The organism is Methanocorpusculum bavaricum DSM 4179 (assembly GCF_000430905.1).
In the GTDB taxonomy this organism is placed as follows: Archaea; Halobacteriota; Methanomicrobia; order Methanomicrobiales; family Methanocorpusculaceae; genus Methanocorpusculum; species Methanocorpusculum parvum.
The window spans coordinates 17,706-41,536 of record NZ_AUMX01000002.1; the positions used below are offsets into that span (position 1 = coordinate 17,706).

Here is a 23,831-nt window from a genome sequence, read left to right on the forward strand (position 1 = left end):
AAATAATTTCTATTTCGTTGAAAATCGCCGTATTTATGTGGGCAAATCCCACTCGGTGTTGCGCGTTTTTTTTATCGCGCATTGGGGGAAGAGTGATAGATTTTCTATTCACATTCAGAGATAATGTTCATGTACGATATTTGAGGAGTACAAACTTTATAAATAAACAGCCCTGATACTATGTTTGTCATAAGGGGATGGTGAATTGGTAGAAGATGATGTCATAAAAGCGATCCAGGATCGATTAGTTGCCTGCGGTATGCGGGAATATTCTGCGAAAGTTTATACTACGCTCTTTTCCGTTGGAATCGCAAAAGCAACCGAACTCCATGAACTGACCGATATTCCCCGCGGACGCATTTATGAAACTCTTGATGATCTGAGCAAGCAGGGATTTGTTACTGAATTTGGTACAAACCCGGTCTACTATCGTGCTGATGATGCTGAACGGACCTATCTGAGAGTACTCAGTCTGGAAATGCAGAGACTGGATAAACTGCGGACATGCCTGCTGGATATACAGAATCTTCACCGTCCCTATGAAGTCTCCGGCATAACCGAGTTCCACACGCCAAAAGCGATTTCTACGCAGGTGGAACTGAAACTCAAACGGATCAAGTCGGAACTGCTCGTGGTCTGTAATGATAAAGGGACGCTGCATAAGTATGCAGACATCATTGCCGAGACGGCCAAACGCATTCCGGTGTATCTGGTTGTGTTGAATGATGATATAGCACAAGCCGCACCGATAAAATGCTATATGACGACTGATACTCTGCAAAGGAATCTCATGCAGGTTTCCTTCTTTACCGGCAAAGAAACCCTTCCGTTTCTGATCTACTTCTATTGCGACCGGAGTTCGACGATGGGGATCCTGAGGTCAAATAATGAAGAGTTTGCTTTCTCCACAGAGTCTGATGTCTATGCTGAGTTCGTCGTTAAAAATTTCCTCAAAACGATCAAACCAGTAAAATAGCTGACATCACGTTATCTCCGTGAGATATGCAGTCCGGGGGCAAACCTTCTTTTCTGGGACATACGTGAACATATCTCCCGTATCGCTGAAGATGGGGTAATGATACATCTGATCAGATTTGGATGCTGATAGGACGATGCTCTCCGTTCTATGATTCACCGGTCACCACCTCTTTTGACGCGCAGATCCCATTTAACCCGATGGAAACGATTGAATCATCTCCTGCCTGCGGTCTCTTTTGTATCGTCTCGATTTTCAGTGGAAAAATGATCCGCGATTATCATGTGCGCCTATCAGGTCGGTGCATATGTGAGGTATTTCTGGAAAACAGCCGGATCCTTTTTTCTCATGTAAGGATACGAAAGATTTCATTCTCTTCCGTAAGAAAAAATGACCGTAACGTCTGTTTTGTCGTGTTTTAGATGAATTAATTGCAGATTTTCCAGGTGTCGGGACTTTGATCACCCATCTTGATAGGGGTGGATATCTGCATTTTATTTGTTTGAATCATTATGGCACTATGTCATATCTCTCATCAATAAAGAGGAAACATCGATAATCTAATACTGTTTTTCTTAAACTAATTTAATAGATCTGCTCCTTGATTTCCGAACACTGTTTTTTGCCGGTCACGTGAATAGCTTTATATTTCGTTCCCAACAAAACAAAATCGTTGCCGAATGGGCAGCGGAGTCACCACGCATGATAACTATTATCGCTAAATGTACCGCTAAAAAAGACACTGTCGACGATTTGCTAGAATTAGCTTTGGAACTGGTTCAATCCAGCAGAAAAGAGAAAGGAAATGTATCGTATGATTTTTATCAGGACATAACTTCCCCGGAAAAGTTCACGTTTATCGAATGCTGGAAAGATCAGGCTGCAATCGACTCTCACAATGCAACCCCGCATTTCAAGCATTTTGTGGAAAAGACGGGTCAGATATTTGCCGGACCTCTGGATGTGGCCCTTTTCAGAAAGCTGACATAACATCATCATCCCTTTTTTCAAATCGAAAAATATCATTTTCACTCTCATTTGCAATCATTCAATCTGTTTGGTTGAAAATTATTGTTATTGTCATTTTTATAATGATATTTTCAGTAATTTGATGTGATTTGCGTGTCCGGATTTTTGGTTACATCATTCTTTTATTACGGTACTTCATAAGAGTTATCCGTTGATTGGTTATTTGATCACATGTGGCAGGAGTGATTGAAGGGCATCAATCGACAGAACCATACAAATCTATTGGATGTGACACGAATGAAAAAAACAATAAAAGGACTTGCAATGAAGCGGATCGGCGAGATCGGCTGGATTGAAAAAGAAGCTCCTAAGTGCGGACCTCTTGATGCAATTGTTGCACCGCTCGCGGTTGCACCGTGTAGCTCTGATGTTCACACAGTTTGGGAAGGAGCTCTTGGAGACCGCCACGACATGATTCTCGGACATGAAGCCGTTGGAGAAGTCGTGGAAGTCGGATCCATGGTAAAAGACTTCAAACCGGGTGACCGTGTAATCGTTCCGGCAATCACTCCCGACTGGCTTTCCATTGAAGCACAGGACGGCTTTGCCCAGCACTCCGGAGGCATGCTTTCCGGCTGGAAGTTTTCCAACTTCAAAGACGGTGTTTTCGGGGAACTTTTCCATGTAAACGAAGCAGATGCAAACCTTGCAATTCTTCCAGACTCTATCCCGGTAGCTGAAGCATCGATGATCGCAGACATGGTCCCGACCGGATTCCAGGCAGCGGAACTTGCCGATGTGAAGCTCGGCGACACGGTCTGCTGTATTGGTATCGGCCCTGTCGGACTGATGGCTGTTGCCGGTGCAAATCACATGGGAGCATCCCACATTCTTGCGGTCGGCAGCAGAAAAGACTGCGCAAATGCAGCCCGCGGATATGGAGCGACCGACATTATCAACTATAAGAACGGCGATATTGTCGAGCAGGTTCTGGACAAGACCGACGGCAAAGGTGTGGACAAAGTCTGTATCGCAGGCGGCGATGTCAACACCATGCAGGAAGCAATCAAGATGGTCAAACCCGGAGGAATCATCGGTAACGTCAATTACCTTGGTAAAGGCGAGTTCGTGACGATTCCGCGTATCGAGTGGGGCTGCGGTATGAGCAACAAATTCATCCACTGCGGTTTAATGACCGGAGGCAGACTGCGTATGGAGAAACTCGCAAGCCTCGTAGAAGTAGGCAAGCTTGATCTCTCGCCATTACTTACCCACAGATTCAAGGGCTTTGACAAAATCGAAGAAGCACTCCTTTTGATGAAGGACAAACCAAGTGACCTTATCAAACCGGTTGTCACCATCAAAGAGTAATCTTCATGAGTGGTAAGCCCAATAAAATTCATATTTTTTTAGTAACTATCCTCATCAAAACACCCGTAAACCAGGAAATGATATCATGAAAGTTGGAATAATCGGAGGGACCGGGAATATCGGCGAAGGTCTCGCACGTCGAATTTGTATTGGTGGAAAATTCGATGTGGCAATTGGATCTCGTGATCCGTCAAAAGCGATCGTTGCTGCAGACGGAGTTACCTGCTGCCTCAATGACCGGTGTTGTACCGGAGGTGTCTGCAATGGCGGGACAAATGCAAGTGTGTGTGATGCTGATATCATCATTCTTTCAGTCCCGTTCGACAAAATCGAGTCGACTATTGATGCAGTCGGCAAGGATGTATTTGAAAACAAGATCGTTGTTTCACTCATCAACCCGATGCTTCGGTTCCCGAAAGAAAAGTACTTCCTGCCGGACCGCCCGGCGGAGGGATCCGCAGCTCTTGCAGTAAAAAAGATGCTGCCGGAGTCGGCAAAACTCTGTACAGGGTTCAACAATGTTGCATCAGGAAAATGGATGGAACTTGATGAAGAGCTCGACTACAGTGTTTGTGTATGCGGAGATGACAAGGAAGCAAAGAAGGTCGTCATGGACCTGGTTTCCAGCGTCTCAAAACTCAAGCCGCTTGATGCGGGACCGCTGGCAGTTTCAGGGATAATTGAAAGTATTACGCCGCTTGTAATTACCCTTGCAATGAACAATGGTCTTAAAGACGTAGGGGTCTACTTCAAATAGCAGCTCAAGACTGAATGTGTCTGTCAAATTTCTCTTAGGTAAAACCTCTCTTTCCGCTAGGAAAGGCCCAAAATGAGCGCAAGAAATCCGCTCATTTTTTCTTTTAGTCTTAATCGGTGAAAAGTAAATTATGACTCCTATATACTCAAGTCCAATGAAAGTTGGGGTTATCGGCTGCGGCAATGTCGGATCAATTTTAGCCGAGCGGCAAACATCGTTCGAAATCGTTGCCGCCTATGATTCTATTCCCGAGCGTGTCGCTGCATTTTCTGACAAATACGGGGCGAAACCGTTTTCCGATATCGACGTTTTTCTGCAGGAGCCGCTTGATATCGTTGTGGAAGTTGCTTCGATCGATGCCGTAAAAGACCTTGCAGAGAAAGTTTTGCTTGCCGGCCGTGATCTCATTCTTCTCAGCGTAGGAGCTCTTGCAGATGACGCGTTTCGAGAAGAGCTGCTGGCTACCGCAAAATACCTTCATCGCAGGATCCATATTCCATCCGGGGCCATTATGGGTCTGGATAATGTCCGTGTCGGGAAAATATCCCGGGTTGATAAGCTTTTTTTGAAAACTACAAAACCGCCCCGTTCGCTGCATTCCGATGCACACGTCTCCCAATGTCTTTTCTCCGGAAAAGCCCGTGACTGTGTAGCCTTATATCCGAAAAATACGAATGTTGCCATCTCTCTCTCGCTTGCATGCGGAAGAGAGGCCGATGTCGAGCTTTGGGTTGATCCGAAAGCCGAACAGAATATGCATGAGATTTTTTTCGAGGGAGAGTTCGGCGATGCATATATTCGGATATGCAATCTTCCGGCTCCGGAGAATCCGGCAACCAGCTATCTTGCTGCACTGTCTGTGTTGAGTCTTCTGGAAAGTCTGGAAAGTCCTCTGGTAATCGGTGCATGATACGCGGACTTTATGTGGGGAGGTTTCAGCCTTATCATAACGGGCATAAAGCTTTCATTCAAAAAATCGCAGAGGAGGTTGATGAGCTGGTCATAGGAATCGGCAGTGCCCAGATGAGTCATACCGTTCGTCATCCGTTTACGGCAGGAGAGCGGATTTTAATGATTGCGAGAGACCTGACGCCTCTGGATATCCCCATATACATCATCCCGCTTGAGGATGTTGCGCGGAATGCATTATGGGTTTCACATGTGATATCGATGTGTCCTCCGGTAACTCAGATTTATACCTCCAATCAGCTGATCTCTCAGCTGTTTTTGGAAGCAGGCCGACATGTCGTGTGTCCGTCAGGACTCTGTCCTCATAAAGTGCTTTCAAGTGAAATGTGGTGTTCTCTTGTACAAACAGGTAATGACTGGAAATCGTACGTTCCGTTGGAAACCGTACGGGTGATCGAAGATGTCGGAGGCGTCGAGAGGATCCGGAGTATAACCCAGACGGATGAATGCTCTGAACTCACCACTATGGTCCCTCAGACTCAAACATCTTTTGTCTGATTGGATCTATGTTCTGCTTTCGACATCCCGATCATCTCCTTTTACCGCATACATCTCTGCTGCCGCCCTCGCGTTTGCGATATTCCTGTAGCATTCATCGATCTCAAAACCGATGAACGGGATCCCGAGACGGATCGCCGCGACCGCAGTATTGCCTATCCCCATGAACGGATCCATCACCAGCCGGCAGTTTTCCAACCCGTGATCTTTGATGCACATCATGGGCAGCTGGACCGGAAATGTCGCCGGATGCGGCCTGCTTTCCCTGATGGTCTCATAGGGGATGAACCATGTGTTTCCTCTGTCCCTGATATCCCGCTTCTCTCCTCCCCAGCGGTTCACATTGCTTTTATCCTGATACGGAACGCCGTTTGCCAGCCGGTCGATTTCAACAGCGCCTTTTTTCGTGAAGTGAAAGATGAATTCATGACAATCGTTATGATAGCGTTTACTGTTTATCGGTTTGTAATGCCCGGCCGCTACCCCCTCTTCAGGGAGCGCGATGGATTTTATCCAGTGGATCATATTCTGGAGCACGAATCCCTGCTCTCTAAACGTCTGAGCCACGTCAATAGGTATCCATGGGTCCTTCAGGCTTCCGCCGACATTCAGATAGAAAGATCCCTGATCTGAGAGGACACGCAACGACTCCGCTGCAACCGTTCTCATCCACTTCAGATAGATATTTCGCGGGATCGTATCATCATATGTCGTGTAAGCTTTCCCGATGTTGTACGGGGGCGAGGTGACAATCACATCAACACTCCCGGCCGGCAATCCGGCCATGCCGTCGACACAGTCTGTGTCGTAGATCATGTTGAGTTCAGTCATGTTTGACGATCGCGACTACGGTGATTTCATATGTCATAGTTTCCCCGGCAAGGGGATGATTTGCATCCACGATGATCTTTGTATCAGTGACATCAGCGACCGTGACTTTGCATAACCTGTCGAAGACTTCGACGGTGATGATATCTCCAGGTCTTGGTTCGTGGTCAAGCCGGAGTTTTTTTCGTTTTATCGGGATGACGAGGCGTTTGAGGTATTTGCCGTAGGCTTTTTCCGGAGGCAGCACGACTGTCGCCGTTTCGCCCTCATTTTTTCCAATCAATGCTTCTTCAAAGGCGGGGTTGATCTGTTTTTTTCCCAGTGTGAAGGTGACAGGTTCACCTGTACGGGTATCTTCGAATATCTCTCCGTCCGGACGTTTGCTGATAAAGTGGACCTGCAGCGTATCCCCGGATTCTGCGACAGACATACCTATCTGTATGGCTGAAGGAATACTTTAATGGTTCGCGTTCGCAACATACAGTATGGCCGCATCTTCGTTCTGCCCGGCAGCAATGCGGTAAAAAAAGGTTAAGTGGCTGAGATCAGGGGGATGACGAGTTTTTTATACACGCCGTCGCCGCTCTGATGCAGGATCCTGAACTCATAAGTCCCGGGTTTATCCACTTCAACGGTCCAGATGTAGTTTCTTCCGTTCTCATCAACGGTACTGTCATTTCCGACGATATTGATCCCTTCTGAATCAAGGGGTCTCCATGCAAGGCTATGCGGACTCGTGATGATGACAGTAAAGCTTTTTTCGCTGTTTTTTTGAATCGCGTATGAGTCCATTTCTACCTTCTTCTATTGGTTTACATCATTAAATGTATTATAATTGAAAATTCGGATCGAATATTTATATATTTTTTGGTTCAATTTCCAAAGAATATTTTGAAAAACCCGAAATACGTTCAGATTTAAACACGCCGGATATGTATCCGTTCCGCATCTCACATTAAGTAAAAGAGCTTGGATTTCAGATCAAAATAGAAAATAAAGAACGCCGAGGGGGAGATTTGAACTCCCGAGGTGTTGCCACCAGTGGCTTTCGAGGCCACCGCCCTTCCGGACTAGACTACCTCGGCAGGCATCTATACGATACGTTACTGTATGCGCGTAGTAAGCATACGTCTTTGTATGTAAAAAATATATGGGATTGGTTGCCGGATCTACATCTGACCGGCGCCTTTGGAGATCATCATGTCATCGACGCGGATGAGGAGCATGGCGGTCTCCGAAGCGCTCTGGATCGCCTGGCGTTTGACTCTCTTTGGTTCAACAACGCCCTGCGCTTTCATATCAACAACGGTCCCGGTAAAGACATCGAGGCCTGCGTACTTCTGACCCATTGCATGGGCCTGACGGAGATCGATGACTTTGTCGACCGTATCGAACCCTGAGTTTTCGGCAAGGGTCTTCGGGATGATCTCGAATGCTTTTGCATATGCTTCGATAGCCAGCTGGACACGGCCGCCTTCGGTTGCTGCATACTCACGCAGTCTGAAGGACAGTTCGGTCTCGACCGACCCGCCACCAATAGTATAGGATCCGTCTTCGATGACATCCTGGACGACACGTTTTGCATCTTCGATCGCGCGTTCGAGTTCGTCGACAAGGTGCTGGGAGGATCCGCGGAGGAGAATGGTGACTGCCTTGGCGTTTTTGCATTCCGAGAGCTTGGTCATCTCCAGATCGTCGAGCATATCGAGTCTGCCTGCAGATCCGATCACTTCCGGTGCGAGGTCTTCGGGTTTGTTGATTACCTGTCCGCCGAGTGCTTTTGCCGCGTATTTCAGATCTTTTTCCGGAACGAATTCAAGGGCATAGATGCCGTTTTCGCCGAGGTAATACTGTACCGGGTCTGCGATGCCTTTCTGACAGAGGACGACGTTCACACCGTTCTCAACAAACTTTTCCGCCATTGCCTTCAGTGTTGCGCGCTCTGCTGTGGAGAATGCCGAAAGCTGTTCTGCGGACGTGATCTTGATCTTTGATTTGGTCTGGGTCTTGGTGATCTCAAGCGGACCTGCGATAAATGCTGCTTTGACGCCTTTGATCTTCTTGGGCATCAGTGAGTCGAGGCGGGTCTTGTCGATCAGAACACCTTTGATAAGCTCTGCACTCATCGTGTCGCTGCGTTTTGTTTTGACAAGGATGTCGTCTTCATTGACGAGCGTCTTTTTACCGGTGGTCTCTGCAACACCGGAAACTGCCTCAACGACCACATCACATGCATGATCCATGATGTTTTCGATGGATTTTCCGGTCATCGCTGTTTTGGCGATCTGTTTCAGCATGGCTTTGTCTTTTGGCGTGACCTCGATCGAAAGTTTTTCGAGGAGTTCAAGTGCCTTGAGCATACCAAGGTTGTATCCCTTTGCGATCACCGACGGGTGGACACCGCTGTCGATCAGATGTTCTGCCTGTTCCATAAACGAACCGACCAGAACCACGGCGGTCGTCGTTCCGTCACCGCACTCATCGTCCTGGGTCTCTGCGACCTCAACGACAAGTTTTGCGCCCGGGTGTTCGACATGGATCTGGTGCAGGATCGTTGCTCCGTCGTTGGTAATGACGATGTCGTCACTGCCCTGGGTGACCAGCATCTTGTCCATTCCGCGGGGACCAAGAGTTGTTCTCACTGTGTTGCCGAGGACCTTTGCTGCCATGATATTGGAGCGAAGTGCTTCCTGCCCTGGGACGCGCTCTACGTTATTACGTAAAATGACGACCTGCTGACCTGAGTTGTTTGCCATAATCTCTATTCTCCTGTACTAGTGTGTTAAAAAAGTGGATTGGACTTCTATATAAATATGATGTATTGGGTGCTGGCTGTTCAGTCGATACGTTTAATTGTAAAGAGCGAGTAGACCGGAACGCCCTCTATTTCCCTGACACCGCGCTTATCAAAGATGACACATATGCCGACCGGGGTGGATTTGTGACGGCGCAGGTAATTCACTATCTCAGTGAGAGTGTTGCCGGTGGTGATACAGTCATCCACGATCAGGCAGCGTTTCTGAGAGACTTTGCTGAAGTTTCCGGAGATCGATCCTATTTTACCTTCGGGGTTGTGTTTCGACGGGTGATAAATGGCAAGATTCAGTCCGTCCTCTGCGGCGATCATCGTTGCGAGGGGCACGCCTGATACGGATATCCCGATGACCGTGTCGATCCCCTCTTCCTCCTCATTCGCCGCTTCAAAGTTGGCCAGCATCATGGATGAGATGCCGCCAAGAAGTGTGGAGTTCGAGCTGACGGTCGTCCAGTCGATATGCACATCTTTTGGTGCCGCAATGCCGGCTTTTCCCTGCGTCAGAAGCCAGGTGACGGTATCGACCGAAAGACTGAGTTCATCAGCTATCTGGCCTGAGGAGTGACCTTCGGAATGAAGGTCCTTTGCTTTTGTCATGAGCTCTTCTAAGGAAGACATATGAAAAGTAATCGCTTTCCCCGCTATATATGCTTTTGTGATGCACTCATCCTGAAAAATGCGGTCAGCGGACCGGAAATATGGGAAACTTACAAAACGTGAGACATCAAACAGTTCACGCAGATATGTCGGCAAAATATGTGACCACTTCATTTCAGAAAAAAGTCACGCCGTATCTCACCACGTTCAACGATGCTGAAAAAAAGCAGTTCTACCTTGATGCAGATGAGGCTGTGAAAGAGCTTGTTTCCATGGGAAAAGATTCCAAACAGGTCCTCTGGGTCATGCAGAGTATAGGATTGTATTTGTATGGAAACGCCGGAAAGAACTTCTATGTCGATTACCAGAAGATCGTTCTCTCGGATACCTGCGTGCTCTGGTCGATGCAGCCTCCGGGGGGCGGGTGCATCCATCTCTTCCAGACTCCGGAAGGCAAACTGCTCATCGATGCAGGGTATGGAGTCAATTATGATGACTGGCTGAAAACGCTCGCAGATCTTGGTCTTGGTGATTTTTCTGATGTAAAATATGTCCTCTGCACCCACGGAGATGCTGATCATGTGGGCATGACCGGACATATGCCGGTCCCGCCGTTTGTTCACCCTACGACCAAAGAGATCCTTGAGAACGGCTCGCGCTCATTCGCCTCCACAAATGATCTCGTGCTGTTGGAACATGTCTATACGACGACGGTCAATACCTTCTCCCAGCTGGCATTTCCCAAAGAGTATATCCTCAGTAAAACCGACCCTCTGCGGATGAGGGGGATCTTTCCGGTCATTGATGAAATCAGGTTTGCCGGGCTCAGGTTCGAAGTATGGGAAAGTCTCGGCGGCCATCTCGCAGGTCAGCTCTTTTTTTATGAATCGGAAGTTGGTCTGCTCTTTACAAGCGATGCAGTGTTAAACTTCGCGACCCTCACGCCCTGGCGGCTTGTTTATGGTTCGATCCCTGATTATCTGATCACCACGGTCAATATCAACAGTGAGATCGGCAGATATGAACGGACGGAACTGATGAAACTTGCCGGGGAACTGGATGCTGAACTGAGGAAAAAAGGCCAACGTCTCAGGTTATGTTGCGGACACGGCGCGGTGTCGGTTCTTGATGAAGCCGGCCGTCTAAGTGTTTCTGATCCTGTGATCCATTATTCAAGGAGAAGACACACCGAACGACTTCACGACCTTTTCACGAAGGTCTCATGGCGGATAAAGCGGCGGTTCATCTGAGCCGTTTTTCTTTTTCTGTCCCTCTTTGGATAGGGGCCGACCCGCACACCGGACAGTCGGGCTGTCCAGGCGGGATCTCTGCGCCGCACCCTGAACAGATCAGTTTCCAGACCCGCTTTTTTGCTCTCCTCTGCATGATGGATCTGAAAGGGATCTTCAAATGCCTGCAGACGTTCTGGACCGCAAAGTCATCGGTGACGACCGTTCCTTCTAGTGTCAGGCCAAGAGCGATGACCGAGATGTCGGTGTCGGAAAGGACCCGTGCATCTCCGCTTTTGAGTGCCGCATTCGTTGCCGCAAACAGATGCTCCGCCTCCGGTTCAGTCACAACAAGGCCTTTTTCCGCCAGGATCTCGTAACGCATCTTTGATGCGAGATCCTTGAGCTCGCCAACCACCTCCGGTGTGGTGAAAAACTCTCCGTCAAGGTTGTAATGGCCAAAAAAATAGGATGAATCCAGAATATATTTCATTTTCGAACGGCTTCGGCGATGACCACGGATGCAGTGATCCTGCTGGAGGCACGCTCGATCGTGTCAGAGGATGCAATGTCTAAAAGACCTGCCTGCATGAGTTTGATGTATCCTCCCGAGGCAAAAACGCCGTGAACGCCGGCGGCTCGTACAGAAGCGGCTCCCTGCTCAAGCAGCATTCCGGCCGCCTTTGCCATTGATCCGCCGGTCGCGATGATGTCGTCGACGATGATACAGTCCCGCCCTTTCGCCTCGAGATGCTTTGGCGCCATCGTGACTTCCGATCCCGAGAGCCGCGTCTTATCCAGATGATCGCAGTCCCATTTTCCAACAGCCGCCACGCCTTTGGCAAACTCCCATGCCCCCTCATCCGGAGACAGGATCAGCGGATTTTCCAAGCTCATTGTATTGATGTATGCGCCGATCTCAGGAGCGATTGTCAGATTTTTTGCCGGACACCGGAAATGTTCCAGGATCGAGGTGTCATGGATATTGATGGTAAAGATCCTGTCTGCTCCTGTCGAAAGGGCGCGTGCCATCGCCCGTGCAGATACAGGCTCGCCGTCATTGAACTTCTTATCCTGCCGTGCGTATCCCATATATGGCAGGACAAGAGTCGTCTCCTTTCCTTCACAGGCATCTAGCAGAAGAATGGCCTGGAGAGCTGACTCTGCATCGACCGTACTTGCAATGATGATCATCTGATCATCCTCATCCATTATCCGTATGGACTGTTCACCGTCCGGGAACTTCGTGTATTTTACTTCCGATAAAGGACACCCGAGTTTCTTGGCAGTGCGTGCCGCGAGAACCTGGCTTTTTTCGGTATAGACTACTTTCATGATAAGACTCTAACAACTATCTCTTACTGAAACTACTTAAAGCATAATCAAGTACAAATATTAGCATCTTTAATCGAGGTATGGAACACAAATATGGAACACGATGATAATCCCGGACAAAGACAAAATGAAACTGTTATGGGGACAGTTTCGGATGTAAATCCGGCGCAGGTCACGGCAGAGATCCCGGCGCGGGACACTCCTCCCGTGAAAGAGGCGTATGCCTCTGACGCATATGATGCCGAGCTTTTCGGGGGCGTTCGGTTTGACACGACGGCAGATCTCGTCATCCCCCCGTCGCTGATCGATCAGGTCATCGGTCAGGAACACGCGGTGGACGTCATCAGAAAAGCCGCCACCCAGCGCCGGCATGTCATGATGATCGGAAGCCCGGGTACCGGAAAGTCAATGCTTGCTAAGGCGATGTCTGAACTTCTCCCAAAAGAGGAGATGCAGGACATTATGACCTACCCGAATCCTGAGGATAACAACAACCCGATCATCCGTGTTGTTCCTGCGGGGAGGGGAAAAGAGATCGTTGCTGCACATAAAGAAGAGGCACGAAAACGCGCCTCCTCGAAAAACACCATGCTGCTTATTCTCATCATTGGTGTTCTGGGTATCGCCCTCATCTCAGGTCAGCTTCTGATGGGTATCGTCGCGGTGGCATTTATCTTTCTTGCATTCCGTTCGTTCATGCCCAAAGAAACTGCCATGGTCCCCAAACTCATCGTCTCCAACAAACCCGACTCAACAGCACCGTTCGTGGACGGCACCGGTTCCCACGCAGGAGCGTTGCTCGGTGATGTTCGTCACGACCCGTTCCAGTCGGGCGGCCTTGAGACTCCCGCACACGACCGTGTCGAAGCGGGCGCGATCCACAGAGCGCACAAAGGTGTTTTGTTCATCGATGAGATGAACACCCTTGAGCTTTCTTCGCAGCAGAGTCTTTTGACTGCTCTGCAGGAGGGCGAGTTCCCGATCACCGGCCAGTCAGAACGTTCTTCCGGCGCAATGGTCCGAACAGAGCCGGTCCCCTGCCGATTCCTGATGATCGCCGCAGGAAATCTCGATGCCGTCCAGCACATGCACCCGGCGCTTCGCAGCCGTATCCGCGGATACGGTTACGAGGTCTACATGAGTGAGACCATGAACGATACGCCTGAAAACAGGGCAAAACTCGTCAGGTTCGTTGCGCAGGAAGTTAAGAATGACGGAAAGATCCCGCACTACGATCCTTCTGCCGTATCCGAGATTTTGCGCGAGGCAAAGCGTCGGTCCGGCAGAAAAGGTCACCTGACGGTGAAGCTGAGAGATCTCGGCGGTCTTGTGCGTGTCGCCGGCGATCTCGCCATCCAGGAAGGCTCTCCCGTGACATCCATGCATCATGTGGTCTCGGCTAAACAGATCGCCAGATCCGTTGAGGATCAGATCTCTGATGAGTACATCCGCCGGACCCGGGATTATGATCTGACGATCGTTTCCGGCAGTCTTGTCGGCAGAGTCAACGGACTTGCCGTTGTCGGGAACGATGCAGGATCGGTTCTTCCAATCACGGCAGAAGTTACCCCATCACAGGGTGCCGGCATGGTGATCGCCACCGGCCTCCTGAAAGAGATCGCTCAGGAATCCATCAAAAACGTGAGCGCTCTGATCAAGAAGTTCTCCGGGACCGATATCCGCAAAGTGGATATCCATGTCCAGTTCATCGGAACCTACAATGGTGTTGAGGGAGACTCGGCATCCGTTACCGTCGCAACGGCCGTAATTAGTGCTCTTGAAGACATCCCTGTCCGTCAGGATGTGGCGATGACCGGTTCCCTCTCGGTTCGCGGAGATGTTCTGCCGATCGGCGGTGTCACCTACAAGATCGAGGCTGCCGCCAAGGCAGGTATCAGAACGATCATCATCCCTCAGTCGAACCTCGCCGATGTCCTCATCGAAGAGCGGTACACTGATATGGTCACCATCATCCCGGTGACCAGGATCGAAGAAGTCCTCAGATATGCCCTCGTTCCCGAGGACAAAGTGGCGTTTGAACAGAAACTTCTCCAGATCGGCAAGCATATGGACATTCCGAAAATGCCGATGCCTGCTGAAAAAGCCGAAGCATAAATCTGACCCTCCATCTCATTTTTTATTTTTGCAGAATCCTTTTGCACTGTCTGCATGCTTTTCAGGCTTTCAGAATGCGGAACCCGGCTGTTCGCGCTATCCTAAGATATATCTAGCCCCGCGTCGTATTTTATTTCGTTTACGTGATGCTATGACAAAATATCTGTTCAACGAAGGCATTGTATGGGAAGACCGCCGTAAGGGTTCGTATCTGCTTCCTTACATCATCCTCTTTATCCTCCTTGCAGTAATAGCGATCATGATCTGGCTCACTGCGCCGATCGCTGCGTTTATTTCGCTCCTGCCGCTCATCCTTCCAGCCTGGCTCATCTCTCCCGATCTTCTGACGCGGATCCTTGTCTCGGCTGTGTCCGGCGCGGTCGCGCTGATCATTCTCATCTCCGGTCTTGTGGATCTCAACCGCCCGCGTCTGTATCTCACACCGCGGAGACTCTGCCTGATGGCAGGCCTCGGCTCCTACAAAGAGGTGCGTTTTGACAAGATCGATGCGATCCAGGTAAAAAAACATACGATCATCATCTCTGCAGGCGGAACCAAAGTGATACGGTTTGGCCCGATCGCCGATCCGTATGCCACCAGAAATGCCATCGTCGGGCTCATCACATTTGAGATGAAACCCCCTGAAGACGAGACGATCGTTTTTGATAAGGCTGTCCCGATCCTCAAAGAAGATGATGATGTCTTTGACGCGGACGTTGTCAGCTCCTGATCCATTTTTTCTTTTTTCATTTATTGGTCCTCGAAAAAACAGAAGATATGTTATTCTTCAGGATCAAATACTATCCAGTACAACCATGGAAAAAATACGATATTATGACATCCGGTACGTCAGGGGGACCGTCACCTCCATCCAGACGGAGAATCGGGTGATCGAGAATGCCGGCACCTCCTTTTACGGCAAAGCTCTCTTTCGGGTCTTAGGTGAACACGGCTGGGGATACTACTGCGCCTCCTCCATCGACATGGATGATAAAAAAACAAAAGCTGCATGTCTCGAAAAAGCTGCAGCTTCATCGAGGCTTGCCGGTGTTCACGCGGAAATCGCCGACGTTCCTTTTGGAACCCCGCGCTCATGGTCCTGTTCTGCAAAAGAACAGGCGGAAACACCGCTTGAAGAAAAGGCGCGTGAGCTCCTCCTTCTCGAAAGTTCGGCAAATATCCCTGAGATATGCAGCACATCCGCACGTTACTCCGAGCAGTATCAGGATGTCATATTCGAGGATTCAAACGGCTATGAAGCAGCATCCTCGGTCTGCCGCACTCTGTTTACGGTTACCTCGGTTGCGAGCCGCGGAGCCGATATGCAGATGAACTATGAACAGGAGGCAGTTGTCGGCCCGCTGCCGCTTGCAAAGTATATTCCTTTCGGTGAAAAATGTGCAAAGCGCGCAGTTGAGCTTCTGGATGCCTCGGCCGTCGCAGGCGGACGTATGCCGGCAGTTCTCGATCCTGCGATCGGCGGCGTATTTGCTCACGAAGCGGTCGGTCATGCAAGCGAAGGGGATGCTGTCAGAGACGGTGTCTCAGTTCTTGCTGAAAAACTGGGTGAAAAAGTCGGGTCATCAGTTGTCACGATCATCGACGACCCGTCCATGCATGGATACGGCTACGAGCCGTTCGATGCGGAGGGGGTCGCCTGCGGTCCGACCGAGCTGATCAAAAACGGAGTTATGAACAAATATATGCATTCAAGAGAAACGTTGGCGGCCGTTGGCCTCGACACAGGAGACGCCGGCCATGCCAGAGCCGAACCTGGTATGCAGCCGCTGGTCCGCATGAGCAACACCTATATTCAGGAAGGCGACTCCTCGTATGATGAGATCGTCGCCGAGTGCAGAAAAGGTGTCCTCCTTATCGGATCCCGCGGCGGCCAGGTCGATCCGGGCCGCGGGGCCTTCCAGTTCAATGCAAAGTACGGATACCTGATCGAGAACGGCGAGACCGGAAAAATGATCCGTGACGTCTCCCTTTCAGGGAACATCCTTTCCGTCCTGCATAACATCGCGCTCTGCGGCAAAGAACGCAAAATGTCTTCAGGCATGTGCGGAAAAGGGCAGTCTGTCCCTGTCTCGGACGGAGCTCCTTATGTGTATCTGACCGATGCATTAGTTGGGGGCAGCGGCAATGTCTGAACCCGATATCGATAAGATCCTCTCGTATGGCGAGAAGTTAGCCGATGAAGCGGAGGTGTTTATGCTTGACTACACCGACATCTCCCTTGAACAGCGTGAGATGGCCGTGTCATCTGTATTTGAACATGCAGGCCGCTCCCTCTTTGTGCGGGTAGTTAAGGATAAGCATATCGGGATCTCGGGCACCTCGGACATCGCAAGATGGAAGGACTGCGTCGATGCGGCCGTCTCGTCCGCCGGACTTTCCGAGCAGGTTCCCGGTTGGACCGGTTTCCCCGAAAAAACCGCACTGCCGAAAGGAAGCGACCCGTTCGATCCGGCCGTCACCGTGAGCCCGGACCTTGCAGCCGAGTATCTTGATCGGATGAATGCCGGGGCGGCGATCCATCCCGAGGCGCGGATAGTCACCGGCGTAGTCTCCCTTTCGAACGGCAGCGCGACGATCGCCAACTCCGGCGGGGTGTATTACATGCGCAAAATGTCGGGCATCTCGCTTGGCATGGACGCGATTTGCGACACCTCGACCGGGTATGAGTATGATTCAAGCCCGTTCCTCGACCGTATCAACCCCGAAAAGATCGGCGAGGATACTGCGTATTGGGCCAAATCCTCCAGAAACGGTGTCGACGTTGAGACGAAAAAATATGCCGTCGTCTTCTCGGAACATGTCGTGGATTCCCTTATTCTGGATCTGTTCACCGAGGCTGTGAACGGCAAAAACGTCCTTTCCAAAAAATCGGTGTTTGCCGGCAAACTCGGAGAAGAGGTGGTCCATCCTTCCGTCTCGATCAGTGACGTCCCTATGGATCCTGCGGGTTTTGCCTGGAAGAGATTCGACTCCGAGGGGACGGTGACGCATGATCTTTCCATCGTGCAAAACGGTGTGCTCTCTGCATTCCTGTATGATGTCAAGACCGCTTCCCAGGCGAATACCGCCTCGACCGGCCATGCCCACCGTGCCGGAAACGGAGCCACGTTCATCCACCCGCACTGTCTGAAAATCGACGCGCCGAAAGCTGATGTCATGGACAAGCCCTGTCTGTATGTCCGTGAAGTCATCGGAGCGCATACCGCGAACTCCCTCACAGGCGAGTTCTCCGTAGAAGTGGCAAATGCATTTTTTGCCGAGTCTGGAAGATTCACCCGCCCGGTCAAAAAAGCGATGATCTCAGGCAACATCTTTGACATCCTTCGAGGCGGTGTCAGCATCTCGGCGGAAACAAAGACCTTCGACGGGGCGATCGTTCCTAAAATGCGGATCGAAAATATGCAGGTCATCGGATAGATAGAGGATAATTATATCCCTATTCGTGCAGATAGTATCAATCATATACATGTCAGACGATCATTCAATGGTGCGTGTCCCCACGTACATCCCCTCGGTCGATAAAATACTTGGCGGCGGCGTCCCGATCGGCTCAACGATATTACTGCTCACAGAGCCCGGTGCAGGGGGACCCGAGTTCCTCTTCACCTCTCTGGTGAATTACTGCCGGGAGATCAAGGGTGATCTTCCGGCGACCAGCGGCGCCACAAGGCCTGATATGATCTACTATATTACGCCCAAGACTTCCCGGACGCAGTTCGTCGAAATGATGAAACAGCAGTTCAGTTTTTTGAACACCATCGATTTTGAAGGGGAGATCCTGGATAAATCCGTGATCCATATGGATGTGGGCGATGTCTATTTTGCCAGGACCATCGTTCCGCTTTCCTGGTATTCAACCAAAACGATTCCTGAACATCTCATGGATCTGCCGCCGTATGATGATTACGGCGGCCTTGCCTATCTGACAGGGATGGTCGAGACAACCAAGGAAAACAGTGTGGTGTTTGTTGACTCTCTCACTCCGTATCTGCCCTACTTCAACGATTATGAAAAGTGGCAGAATCTGGTTTTCCTGATGTACGGTCTCTCCCGTGCGGCAAAAAAGCGAAAGATCACCTTCGTGATCCTGCTTACCTCCGACATTCTTCCCGAGAGCCGGGAGATATCTCTTGGGAATGCCTTTGATGCGATCATTCATCTGGTTTGGCAGAAGAGCCGGGAGTCGATGTCAAGACAGCGGCAGATGTACATCGAGAAATTCATCAGTGTGCTACCTCTGCTTTCGTCGAGAGATATTGCCACCTACAATGTTTCCATATCGCCGGAAACCGGATTTGAGATATCCAACCTCAGGAGGGTAGCATAAGTATGGAGAATGATCCTCAGTCACGCGTCATGATCCCGTCCGGCATCCCAGGTCTGGATGAGATGATCGGCGGCGGATTCATCAAGGACTCGGTTTTTGTTCTCATCGGCGAGACCGGTACCGGCAGAACGATGTTCTCTCTTCAGTTCCTGCATGAAGGACTCCTTCAAGGCGAAAAAGTGATGTACATCAGCCTGTTCAACCCGGTCGAACAGCTGACAGCCAGCTTCCTCTCGATTTACCCGGATATGAGCGACCGGATCAACAAGGACCTGTATATAATACAGTTGCCTCCGGAGATTTTTTTGACCTTCTCGTCCCGTCATGGAAACAATGTGGCTGTCATGATAAAGGAACTCGGTATAAGCCGTGTTGTGGTGAATCCGTTTTCTGTTCTGGAAGAGACCCTGGTCACCTCGACAGGATTTCGATCGACCGATCTGAATCTGGTGTATTTGTCGCTTCGTTCCACTGGAGCGACCACGATATTGCATGTTAACTCAGACCAGACGAATGTCTTTTCGAGCAAGTATGGTTTTTCCGAGGTATTTGCCGACGGAGTCGCCTGCATGTTCCGGGAGTTTCCGGATAATGATCATATGCGCCCGTACCGTATGCCGTTTGTTCTTCTCAAATCCCGCGGCAGGATCACCAAAACCGCCAAACTGATCAAGTATGACGAGTCTGGTCTGTTTACTCTGCACTCTCCGGTAAAGTAACCGACTCTTTTTTTCACACCGTCAGCTAATGCTGGACATATATTATTAAATGAATAAAAATCAATCTAGTATCATCTATGCAGCAGGACGGAAGTGATCTGAGCAGTACAAACGGGAGCCGCCCGGTTCCCAGAAGTTCGCTTCCAAGAAAGAGAAGGAGCAGAAAAGAAGGCTTCTTTACGCCATCGGTACTTTTTCTCATGACCGCCGTCCTCCTGACGCTGGTCAGTCTTCTGCTGATAATGACCAGTGTCTCCGGCCTCTTTTCTGATGATTATCCGCCGCCGGGAGTTATGATCATCACTCCCTCTCCGACGGCGCCTGTTCCGACTTCCACGGTCAAAACCAGTATCCCCTGTGAATCCTGCGGCAAAGTATACGATGCATCCGATCCATTGCATAGCATCCAGCCGGTTTTCACCGAAACAGTGCTTGGAAATGCCACACTTCTCTACTCGAAAAATATAACATATCCATACTACTCGGTTAACGGGCACACGACTCTTAAAGCGGTTAATATCTATCCGGTGACCGTTTTGGTCATTGAGTACTTCGTTCCTGATGTCACGGTCAAAAAAGTACTTGTCGACAAACAGACTATCGAAAAAGGCATCCTCATCGACACGACCTACAAGACGGTTTATGTGACCTACCCGGATCCTGATGCAAGGTTTGAGATCAGGGTCTATGACGAATCAGGCAGCCTGGTGACTGCCCAGGGATTTGCCGGGCAGTATGATACCGGCATGAAAGACATCATCACCTTCTACCGTCAGGGAAATTACACGATCGAGATGACAGGCAAACGCATAGATTTTGCCGTTTCCATTATCGAAAAATAAGATTGTGTTCAGATAATGATACCGAAGAAGGAGAGAATTATCAAAAGGGCCGCTCCAAAGATCCCTCCGACCGCACATACGATGACCTGCGCCACAGATAGGTCGCCGATCGGGGCAAGATTCAGCCATGAAACGATAAAGAGAATTACCACTCCGCATACGGCGTTGATCAGGAGTTTGAGTCCGTTTCTCAGGAAGAAAAACAGTATCGCGCAGATCACGACCGCGATTATGATCATAATTACTGTTGCAAAAATATCCATATAAATAGATGCACCTGACCAGAATATAAAGGATTGGTTGAAATCTTTGGAAAGTCAACGACAGATATATTATCTATCCGGCATATGTATCCATATTCTTTGTGTGGTGTATTACTTTGAGATCTGCGTATATAATGCTGATTTTACTCCTTGCCGGTGCTTTCTGTATCGTTCCTGCCGGCGCTGATGTGTCGCTCGATATCCTTCAGCCGTCTGCACACGAGACCGTGTTTGCTGAGATGAGGGATTTTTATGTGTATGGAACGTTTGTCAACACCGGAGAGCCTGCTGACGTCAGGGTGCGGGTGTATGACTCTGCCGGCGGACTTATCCGCACACTGCAAAGCCATGTAGATTCTACCGGCGAGACCTCTGCCTCCTCTGTTGATATGAGTAGGATCCCGGAAAAACAGCAGTGGGGCGGGATTCTGGCAGCGGAAGGGATCACCGAACCCTATGGGCATGCAAACGGTGCAAATAAGGTCCTTGTAAGTAAAAAATGGGGATATTATCTCGCCTATGTTCAGGGAGGCGTGACCAGTGCCGACTCAGGGATGTATTTCGACGCTGATGAAAACGGTGAGCTGACTCCTTATTCCAGAGATCTTACCGCAGGGGTATACAGGATCGTTGTGGATGTTTTGGATGCAGATGGAAACATGATCCGGTTTATTGACGGCGGCGGCAATCGGGTGGATTCCATCGAACGTACGGTTTCGTTTGGTCTCACCCATGCTTCTCTGGGGATGTTTCGCCCCGGGGAAAACCGGGATAATGTGGTCAGTTATGCACGGCAGAATGGTCTGCGTTCCTACATCGACTGGTTCCCTGGCTATTTCCAGATACCTGACGGTTCTGCCGGATACCAGATACCGGCACTTTGGCAGCCGAACAACGGCATCGAGGTCGTAAACCGCCTCGGCGGGACGATCCTTGATACACCGGTTTCTGCAGAAAACACGCTGATCATGTACAATATCGGCAGTTCGAGCACGACCCTGCAGGTGGAACTTGCTCAGATCCTTCTTGCCGGTCTGGAAGACAGTGACAAAACGATCTATACGTATTATGATACCGGCGAGATCTCCTACACATGGGTCGACAGGGCCACCGGAGAGGTGAAGACATGTTCCGGGGTGCTCACTAAATACCCGGATACTTCCGCGAATGATTTCCGGGTGATCTATACACGCGCAGACCGCTCATCTGAGCCTATTCCCGAAAACACCGTCTCGCTTCTGCCGAACCTGACGAAGACGATCGATGTGACGCCGTATGACGTTACGGTGAGCCGCGGCGAATATCTCGCATTGTACGGTCTGACACGTCCGATCCAAACGGATCTTTCGGATGCAGGGACCCCGTACAGATACACCGTTGACGATCAGATCATGCGGTTCATCTACACCGCAGGCGGTGTTGAGTATACGTTTGACGGCCTGTTGACCCGGGTGTTCGTAAATCCCGACGGGTCGCTCTATCCTGCGGCGCAGACGAACTATGAGTTCGGCCATGTGTTCACTGCAGAGCAAACGGCAGAGATGCCGGTCGGAACAACCGTCTATACCGTTCGCGGGTATGATGCCGCCGGCAGATATGTGGAAGATACCAATGCAAACATCACGATAACAGTACTGCCGGCAGCAGCTTTCCCGCAAGACACTGCTCTGCTGATCTCCATTCTTCTTGCAGTTCTTGCGACATCTGCCGTCATCGTTGTGATTCGAAAACTCTGATATTTTTTTGACGGCCTGAAAAAAGGTTATGCGAGATAAGGTTTTATCTCTGTCAGTATATGATCCAGCAGGCATTTTGCTTCAGCAGGATCCAGTGATTCGGTGAAGACTCTCACAAGCGGCTCGGTTCCCGACGGCCGGATAAGCGCCCATGCGCCGCCTTTGATGATCCTGATCCCGTCACGGTCATCGATAGGGCAGTCAGCAAAGCATGTCCTCATGTGAGCGACGATCTCTTTTGCCTGGGTGGTTTTTCGTTTCTCCTGATACATCGTGAATGCCGGGAGCTCTTCGATGAGTTTTGAAAGAGGCCGGGTCTTTCCTGCGACAAATCCGAGCATGGTCGCGGCGCTCATCCCGCCGTCTCTGCAGAACTGGTGCTTTGGATAAATGATCCCGCCATTCCCTTCGCCGCCGATGATCACCTTTTCACCCCGCGCAATCATCTCGCGCATGGTTCGCGCCACATAGATGCTGCCGACTACTGTGTATGTCGTCGTGCAGTTGTATGCTGCGCCGACCGCTTCCACGATACCGGATGTGCTGACCGGTGTTACGATCACGCTTCCTGGGTTCTTCTCGCAGAAGTAGGAGGCGAGCAGCGCAAATGTGATGTTTCCATCCATGAATGTGCCGTTTTCGTCCACGAAGATCGCACGATCGGCATCTCCGTCATGGGCGACGCCGAATGCCGCCCCGGTTGCACGGACCATGGCCGAGAGATTTGCGAGTCCTTCCGGACTTGGTTCCGGCAGTCTGCCGGGAAAGAGGCCGTTGAACTCGGCATTGATTGTGTGGACGCAGCATCCGAGTCTTCGCAGGATCTCAGGCGTGGTCGCTGCCGCAGGCCCGTTTCCCGGGTCTACTACAACAGTCACGCCTTTCCCGCAGTCTTTTGGGAACTGTGCAACGATTGCATCGACATATAGTTTACGCGCCTGCGGCTCTTCCGTGGATCCGCCAACTCTGTTCCACTGTGAAACGGCCGGGGTGTTTTGGATCATCAGTTCTTCGAGTTGGAGGGTCCGCTCGTCGCCCATCTCGGTCCCGTCAGCTTCGATGATCTTGATGCCGTTATACTCGGGGGGGTTGTGTGATGCGGTGATCATGACCCCGCCGTCGAGATCGTGGTGCAGAACAAGGTACTGCAGACCGGGTGTTGGAATGATATCGAAGTCGACGACGTTGCACCCGCATGCCATAAGTCCTGCACGGACCGCGGATGCAAGCGCGGGTCCTGAGGTCCTGGTGTCGCGGCCGATACCGATTTTTTTGCCTTCGCCAAGCATGGTCCCAAATGCTTCGGCGACCTTCAGGGCAAAAACCGGGGTCATATCGACGCCGGTCACGCCGCGAACACCGTTTGTGCCGAAATATTTCTTTTCACGTTTTTCAAGTGCCATATGTACAAACCGTCTATCTAAGAATATGGGCGGTCGCTGATAATAAGGATTGAGAAAAAAT

The 23,831-nt window shown here is 50.3% G+C and carries 24 protein-coding genes and 1 tRNA gene; 15 read left to right on the forward strand and 10 right to left on the reverse strand.

The genetic code is table 11. The features are described 5' to 3' along the window. Window positions 1-205 precede the first annotated feature (205 nt). From H575_RS08865 to H575_RS01965, 6 genes are all read left to right on the forward strand, one after another. Window positions 206-976 (forward strand): TrmB family transcriptional regulator, encoded by a 771-nt coding sequence (locus H575_RS08865; protein ID WP_052319909.1) that lies wholly within the window; start codon window positions 206-208, stop codon window positions 974-976. A 702-nt stretch (window positions 977-1,678) separates the two neighbouring features. After that, entirely contained in the window at window positions 1,679-1,966 is a 288-nt protein-coding gene (locus tag H575_RS01945) for a putative quinol monooxygenase (RefSeq protein WP_042697130.1), read from the forward strand. A gap of 276 nt (window positions 1,967-2,242) precedes the next feature. After that, complete coding sequence (locus H575_RS01950; protein ID WP_281166563.1) at window positions 2,243-3,316, forward strand: NAD(P)-dependent alcohol dehydrogenase; 1,074 nt, start codon at window positions 2,243-2,245, stop codon at window positions 3,314-3,316. Between the two features lie 85 nt (window positions 3,317-3,401). Then, window positions 3,402-4,073 (forward strand): NADPH-dependent F420 reductase, encoded by a 672-nt coding sequence (npdG, locus tag H575_RS01955; protein WP_042697133.1) that lies wholly within the window; start codon window positions 3,402-3,404, stop codon window positions 4,071-4,073. A 154-nt stretch (window positions 4,074-4,227) separates the two neighbouring features. Further along, window positions 4,228-4,983 carry an aspartate dehydrogenase gene (gene nadX / locus H575_RS01960; protein ID WP_042697135.1) on the forward strand — a complete coding sequence of 252 codons (756 nt, stop codon included), beginning with the start codon at window positions 4,228-4,230 and terminating at the stop codon, window positions 4,981-4,983. Next, entirely contained in the window at window positions 4,980-5,540 is a 561-nt protein-coding gene (locus tag H575_RS01965) for a nicotinamide-nucleotide adenylyltransferase (RefSeq protein ID WP_052319910.1), read from the forward strand. Before nadX ends, H575_RS01965 begins: the two co-directional genes overlap by 4 nt. Window positions 5,541-5,546: 6 nt before the next feature. Here the strand turns inward: H575_RS01965 and H575_RS01970 are convergent, their stop codons facing one another. The 6 genes from H575_RS01970 to H575_RS01995 all read right to left on the reverse strand — a co-directional run bounded on the left by H575_RS01970 (window position 5,547) and on the right by H575_RS01995 (window position 9,801). Beyond that, window positions 5,547-6,371: a DNA-methyltransferase gene (locus tag H575_RS01970; RefSeq protein ID WP_042697137.1), complete on the reverse strand. Its 825-nt coding sequence runs from the start codon at window positions 6,369-6,371 to the stop codon at window positions 5,547-5,549. Beyond that, window positions 6,364-6,798 carry an FKBP-type peptidyl-prolyl cis-trans isomerase gene (locus H575_RS01975; RefSeq protein ID WP_042697139.1) on the reverse strand — a complete coding sequence of 145 codons (435 nt, stop codon included), beginning with the start codon at window positions 6,796-6,798 and terminating at the stop codon, window positions 6,364-6,366. The genes H575_RS01970 and H575_RS01975 overlap by 8 nt, the downstream gene beginning before the upstream one ends. A 101-nt stretch (window positions 6,799-6,899) precedes the next feature. Then, the gene (locus tag H575_RS01980; RefSeq protein WP_042697142.1) at window positions 6,900-7,160 is read right to left on the reverse strand and encodes a hypothetical protein; all 261 of its coding nucleotides are present in this window, start codon (window positions 7,158-7,160) and stop codon (window positions 6,900-6,902) included. A 209-nt stretch (window positions 7,161-7,369) separates the two neighbouring features. Further along, window positions 7,370-7,453 (reverse strand) — tRNA-Ser (locus tag H575_RS01985). Window positions 7,454-7,537: 84 nt separating this feature from the next. Then, on the reverse strand, window positions 7,538-9,124 hold the full coding sequence (thsA, locus tag H575_RS01990; RefSeq protein WP_042697145.1) for a thermosome subunit alpha: 1,587 nt from the start codon (window positions 9,122-9,124) through the stop codon (window positions 7,538-7,540). Between the two features lie 80 nt (window positions 9,125-9,204). Further along, the gene (locus H575_RS01995) at window positions 9,205-9,801 is read right to left on the reverse strand and encodes an orotate phosphoribosyltransferase-like protein (protein WP_042697149.1); all 597 of its coding nucleotides are present in this window, start codon (window positions 9,799-9,801) and stop codon (window positions 9,205-9,207) included. 125 nt (window positions 9,802-9,926) lie between these two features. Between H575_RS01995 and H575_RS02000 the strand changes: the two genes are divergently transcribed. Then, window positions 9,927-11,030, forward strand: a complete 1,104-nt coding sequence (locus H575_RS02000) for an MBL fold metallo-hydrolase (protein WP_052319911.1) — start codon at window positions 9,927-9,929, stop codon at window positions 11,028-11,030. Here the strand turns inward: H575_RS02000 and H575_RS02005 are convergent. Both H575_RS02005 and H575_RS02010 read right to left on the reverse strand, forming a co-directional pair. After that, the gene (locus H575_RS02005) at window positions 11,023-11,502 is read right to left on the reverse strand and encodes an NOB1 family endonuclease (RefSeq protein WP_042697152.1); all 480 of its coding nucleotides are present in this window, start codon (window positions 11,500-11,502) and stop codon (window positions 11,023-11,025) included. The two genes, H575_RS02000 and H575_RS02005, sit on opposite strands and share 8 nt — an antisense overlap. After that, on the reverse strand, window positions 11,499-12,344 hold the full coding sequence (locus H575_RS02010) for a ribose-phosphate diphosphokinase (RefSeq protein WP_042697156.1): 846 nt from the start codon (window positions 12,342-12,344) through the stop codon (window positions 11,499-11,501). Before H575_RS02010 ends, H575_RS02005 begins: the two co-directional genes overlap by 4 nt. A 93-nt stretch (window positions 12,345-12,437) precedes the next feature. On the opposite strand from H575_RS02010, the gene lonB reads away from it, so the two are divergent. The 7 genes from lonB to H575_RS02045 all read left to right on the forward strand — a co-directional run bounded on the left by lonB (window position 12,438) and on the right by H575_RS02045 (window position 20,368). Continuing rightward, the gene (lonB, locus tag H575_RS02015; protein ID WP_245554481.1) at window positions 12,438-14,459 is read left to right on the forward strand and encodes an ATP-dependent protease LonB; all 2,022 of its coding nucleotides are present in this window, start codon (window positions 12,438-12,440) and stop codon (window positions 14,457-14,459) included. Between the two features lie 151 nt (window positions 14,460-14,610). Beyond that, window positions 14,611-15,189 carry a hypothetical protein gene (locus tag H575_RS02020; protein WP_042697160.1) on the forward strand — a complete coding sequence of 193 codons (579 nt, stop codon included), beginning with the start codon at window positions 14,611-14,613 and terminating at the stop codon, window positions 15,187-15,189. A gap of 85 nt (window positions 15,190-15,274) precedes the next feature. After that, window positions 15,275-16,612 (forward strand): TldD/PmbA family protein, encoded by a 1,338-nt coding sequence (locus H575_RS02025; RefSeq protein WP_042697162.1) that lies wholly within the window; start codon window positions 15,275-15,277, stop codon window positions 16,610-16,612. After that, window positions 16,605-17,897 carry a TldD/PmbA family protein gene (locus H575_RS02030; protein WP_042697166.1) on the forward strand — a complete coding sequence of 431 codons (1,293 nt, stop codon included), beginning with the start codon at window positions 16,605-16,607 and terminating at the stop codon, window positions 17,895-17,897. Before H575_RS02025 ends, H575_RS02030 begins: the two co-directional genes overlap by 8 nt. 49 nt (window positions 17,898-17,946) lie before the next feature. Continuing rightward, window positions 17,947-18,807: an RAD55 family ATPase gene (locus H575_RS02035; protein WP_143744990.1), complete on the forward strand. Its 861-nt coding sequence runs from the start codon at window positions 17,947-17,949 to the stop codon at window positions 18,805-18,807. Between the two features lie 2 nt (window positions 18,808-18,809). Continuing rightward, window positions 18,810-19,526, forward strand: a complete 717-nt coding sequence (locus tag H575_RS08870; protein ID WP_052319912.1) for a KaiC domain-containing protein — start codon at window positions 18,810-18,812, stop codon at window positions 19,524-19,526. A 77-nt stretch (window positions 19,527-19,603) separates the two neighbouring features. Further along, the gene (locus H575_RS02045; RefSeq protein WP_042697174.1) at window positions 19,604-20,368 is read left to right on the forward strand and encodes a hypothetical protein; all 765 of its coding nucleotides are present in this window, start codon (window positions 19,604-19,606) and stop codon (window positions 20,366-20,368) included. An 8-nt stretch (window positions 20,369-20,376) separates the two neighbouring features. Here the strand turns inward: H575_RS02045 and H575_RS02050 are convergent, their stop codons facing one another. Further along, on the reverse strand, window positions 20,377-20,631 hold the full coding sequence (locus H575_RS02050) for a hypothetical protein (RefSeq protein WP_042697177.1): 255 nt from the start codon (window positions 20,629-20,631) through the stop codon (window positions 20,377-20,379). Window positions 20,632-20,765: 134 nt separating this feature from the next. Here H575_RS02050 and H575_RS02055 point away from each other — a divergent pair, with 134 nt between their 5' ends. Beyond that, on the forward strand, window positions 20,766-22,367 hold the full coding sequence (locus H575_RS02055) for a hypothetical protein (RefSeq protein WP_042697180.1): 1,602 nt from the start codon (window positions 20,766-20,768) through the stop codon (window positions 22,365-22,367). A gap of 26 nt (window positions 22,368-22,393) precedes the next feature. Here the strand turns inward: H575_RS02055 and glmM are convergent, their stop codons facing one another. After that, the gene (glmM, locus tag H575_RS02060; RefSeq protein ID WP_042697182.1) at window positions 22,394-23,770 is read right to left on the reverse strand and encodes a phosphoglucosamine mutase; all 1,377 of its coding nucleotides are present in this window, start codon (window positions 23,768-23,770) and stop codon (window positions 22,394-22,396) included. Window positions 23,771-23,831 lie beyond the last annotated feature (61 nt).

What these genes read in the sequence shown, in the direction of transcription:
- H575_RS01945 (WP_042697130.1), top strand. Translation starts at nt 1,679, where the DNA reads ATGATAACTATTATCGCTAAATGTACCGCTAAAAAAGACACTGTCGAC.
- H575_RS01950 (WP_281166563.1), top strand. Translation starts at nt 2,243, where the DNA reads ATGAAAAAAACAATAAAAGGACTTGCAATGAAGCGGATCGGCGAGATC.
- npdG (WP_042697133.1), top strand. Translation starts at nt 3,402, where the DNA reads ATGAAAGTTGGAATAATCGGAGGGACCGGGAATATCGGCGAAGGTCTC.
- nadX (WP_042697135.1), top strand. Translation starts at nt 4,228, where the DNA reads ATGAAAGTTGGGGTTATCGGCTGCGGCAATGTCGGATCAATTTTAGCC.
- H575_RS01965 (WP_052319910.1), top strand. Translation starts at nt 4,980, where the DNA reads ATGATACGCGGACTTTATGTGGGGAGGTTTCAGCCTTATCATAACGGG.
- H575_RS01970 (WP_042697137.1), bottom strand. Translation starts at nt 6,371, where the DNA reads ATGACTGAACTCAACATGATCTACGACACAGACTGTGTCGACGGCATG.
- H575_RS01975 (WP_042697139.1), bottom strand. Translation starts at nt 6,798, where the DNA reads ATGTCTGTCGCAGAATCCGGGGATACGCTGCAGGTCCACTTTATCAGC.
- H575_RS01980 (WP_042697142.1), bottom strand. Translation starts at nt 7,160, where the DNA reads ATGGACTCATACGCGATTCAAAAAAACAGCGAAAAAAGCTTTACTGTC.
- thsA (WP_042697145.1), bottom strand. Translation starts at nt 9,124, where the DNA reads ATGGCAAACAACTCAGGTCAGCAGGTCGTCATTTTACGTAATAACGTA.
- H575_RS01995 (WP_042697149.1), bottom strand. Translation starts at nt 9,801, where the DNA reads ATGTCTTCCTTAGAAGAGCTCATGACAAAAGCAAAGGACCTTCATTCC.
- H575_RS02000 (WP_052319911.1), top strand. Translation starts at nt 9,927, where the DNA reads ATGTCGGCAAAATATGTGACCACTTCATTTCAGAAAAAAGTCACGCCG.
- H575_RS02005 (WP_042697152.1), bottom strand. Translation starts at nt 11,502, where the DNA reads ATGAAATATATTCTGGATTCATCCTATTTTTTTGGCCATTACAACCTT.
- H575_RS02010 (WP_042697156.1), bottom strand. Translation starts at nt 12,344, where the DNA reads ATGAAAGTAGTCTATACCGAAAAAAGCCAGGTTCTCGCGGCACGCACT.
- lonB (WP_245554481.1), top strand. Translation starts at nt 12,438, where the DNA reads ATGGAACACGATGATAATCCCGGACAAAGACAAAATGAAACTGTTATG.
- H575_RS02020 (WP_042697160.1), top strand. Translation starts at nt 14,611, where the DNA reads ATGACAAAATATCTGTTCAACGAAGGCATTGTATGGGAAGACCGCCGT.
- H575_RS02025 (WP_042697162.1), top strand. Translation starts at nt 15,275, where the DNA reads ATGGAAAAAATACGATATTATGACATCCGGTACGTCAGGGGGACCGTC.
- H575_RS02030 (WP_042697166.1), top strand. Translation starts at nt 16,605, where the DNA reads ATGTCTGAACCCGATATCGATAAGATCCTCTCGTATGGCGAGAAGTTA.
- H575_RS02035 (WP_143744990.1), top strand. Translation starts at nt 17,947, where the DNA reads ATGTCAGACGATCATTCAATGGTGCGTGTCCCCACGTACATCCCCTCG.
- H575_RS08870 (WP_052319912.1), top strand. Translation starts at nt 18,810, where the DNA reads ATGGAGAATGATCCTCAGTCACGCGTCATGATCCCGTCCGGCATCCCA.
- H575_RS02045 (WP_042697174.1), top strand. Translation starts at nt 19,604, where the DNA reads ATGCAGCAGGACGGAAGTGATCTGAGCAGTACAAACGGGAGCCGCCCG.
- H575_RS02050 (WP_042697177.1), bottom strand. Translation starts at nt 20,631, where the DNA reads ATGGATATTTTTGCAACAGTAATTATGATCATAATCGCGGTCGTGATC.
- H575_RS02055 (WP_042697180.1), top strand. Translation starts at nt 20,766, where the DNA reads ATGCTGATTTTACTCCTTGCCGGTGCTTTCTGTATCGTTCCTGCCGGC.
- glmM (WP_042697182.1), bottom strand. Translation starts at nt 23,770, where the DNA reads ATGGCACTTGAAAAACGTGAAAAGAAATATTTCGGCACAAACGGTGTT.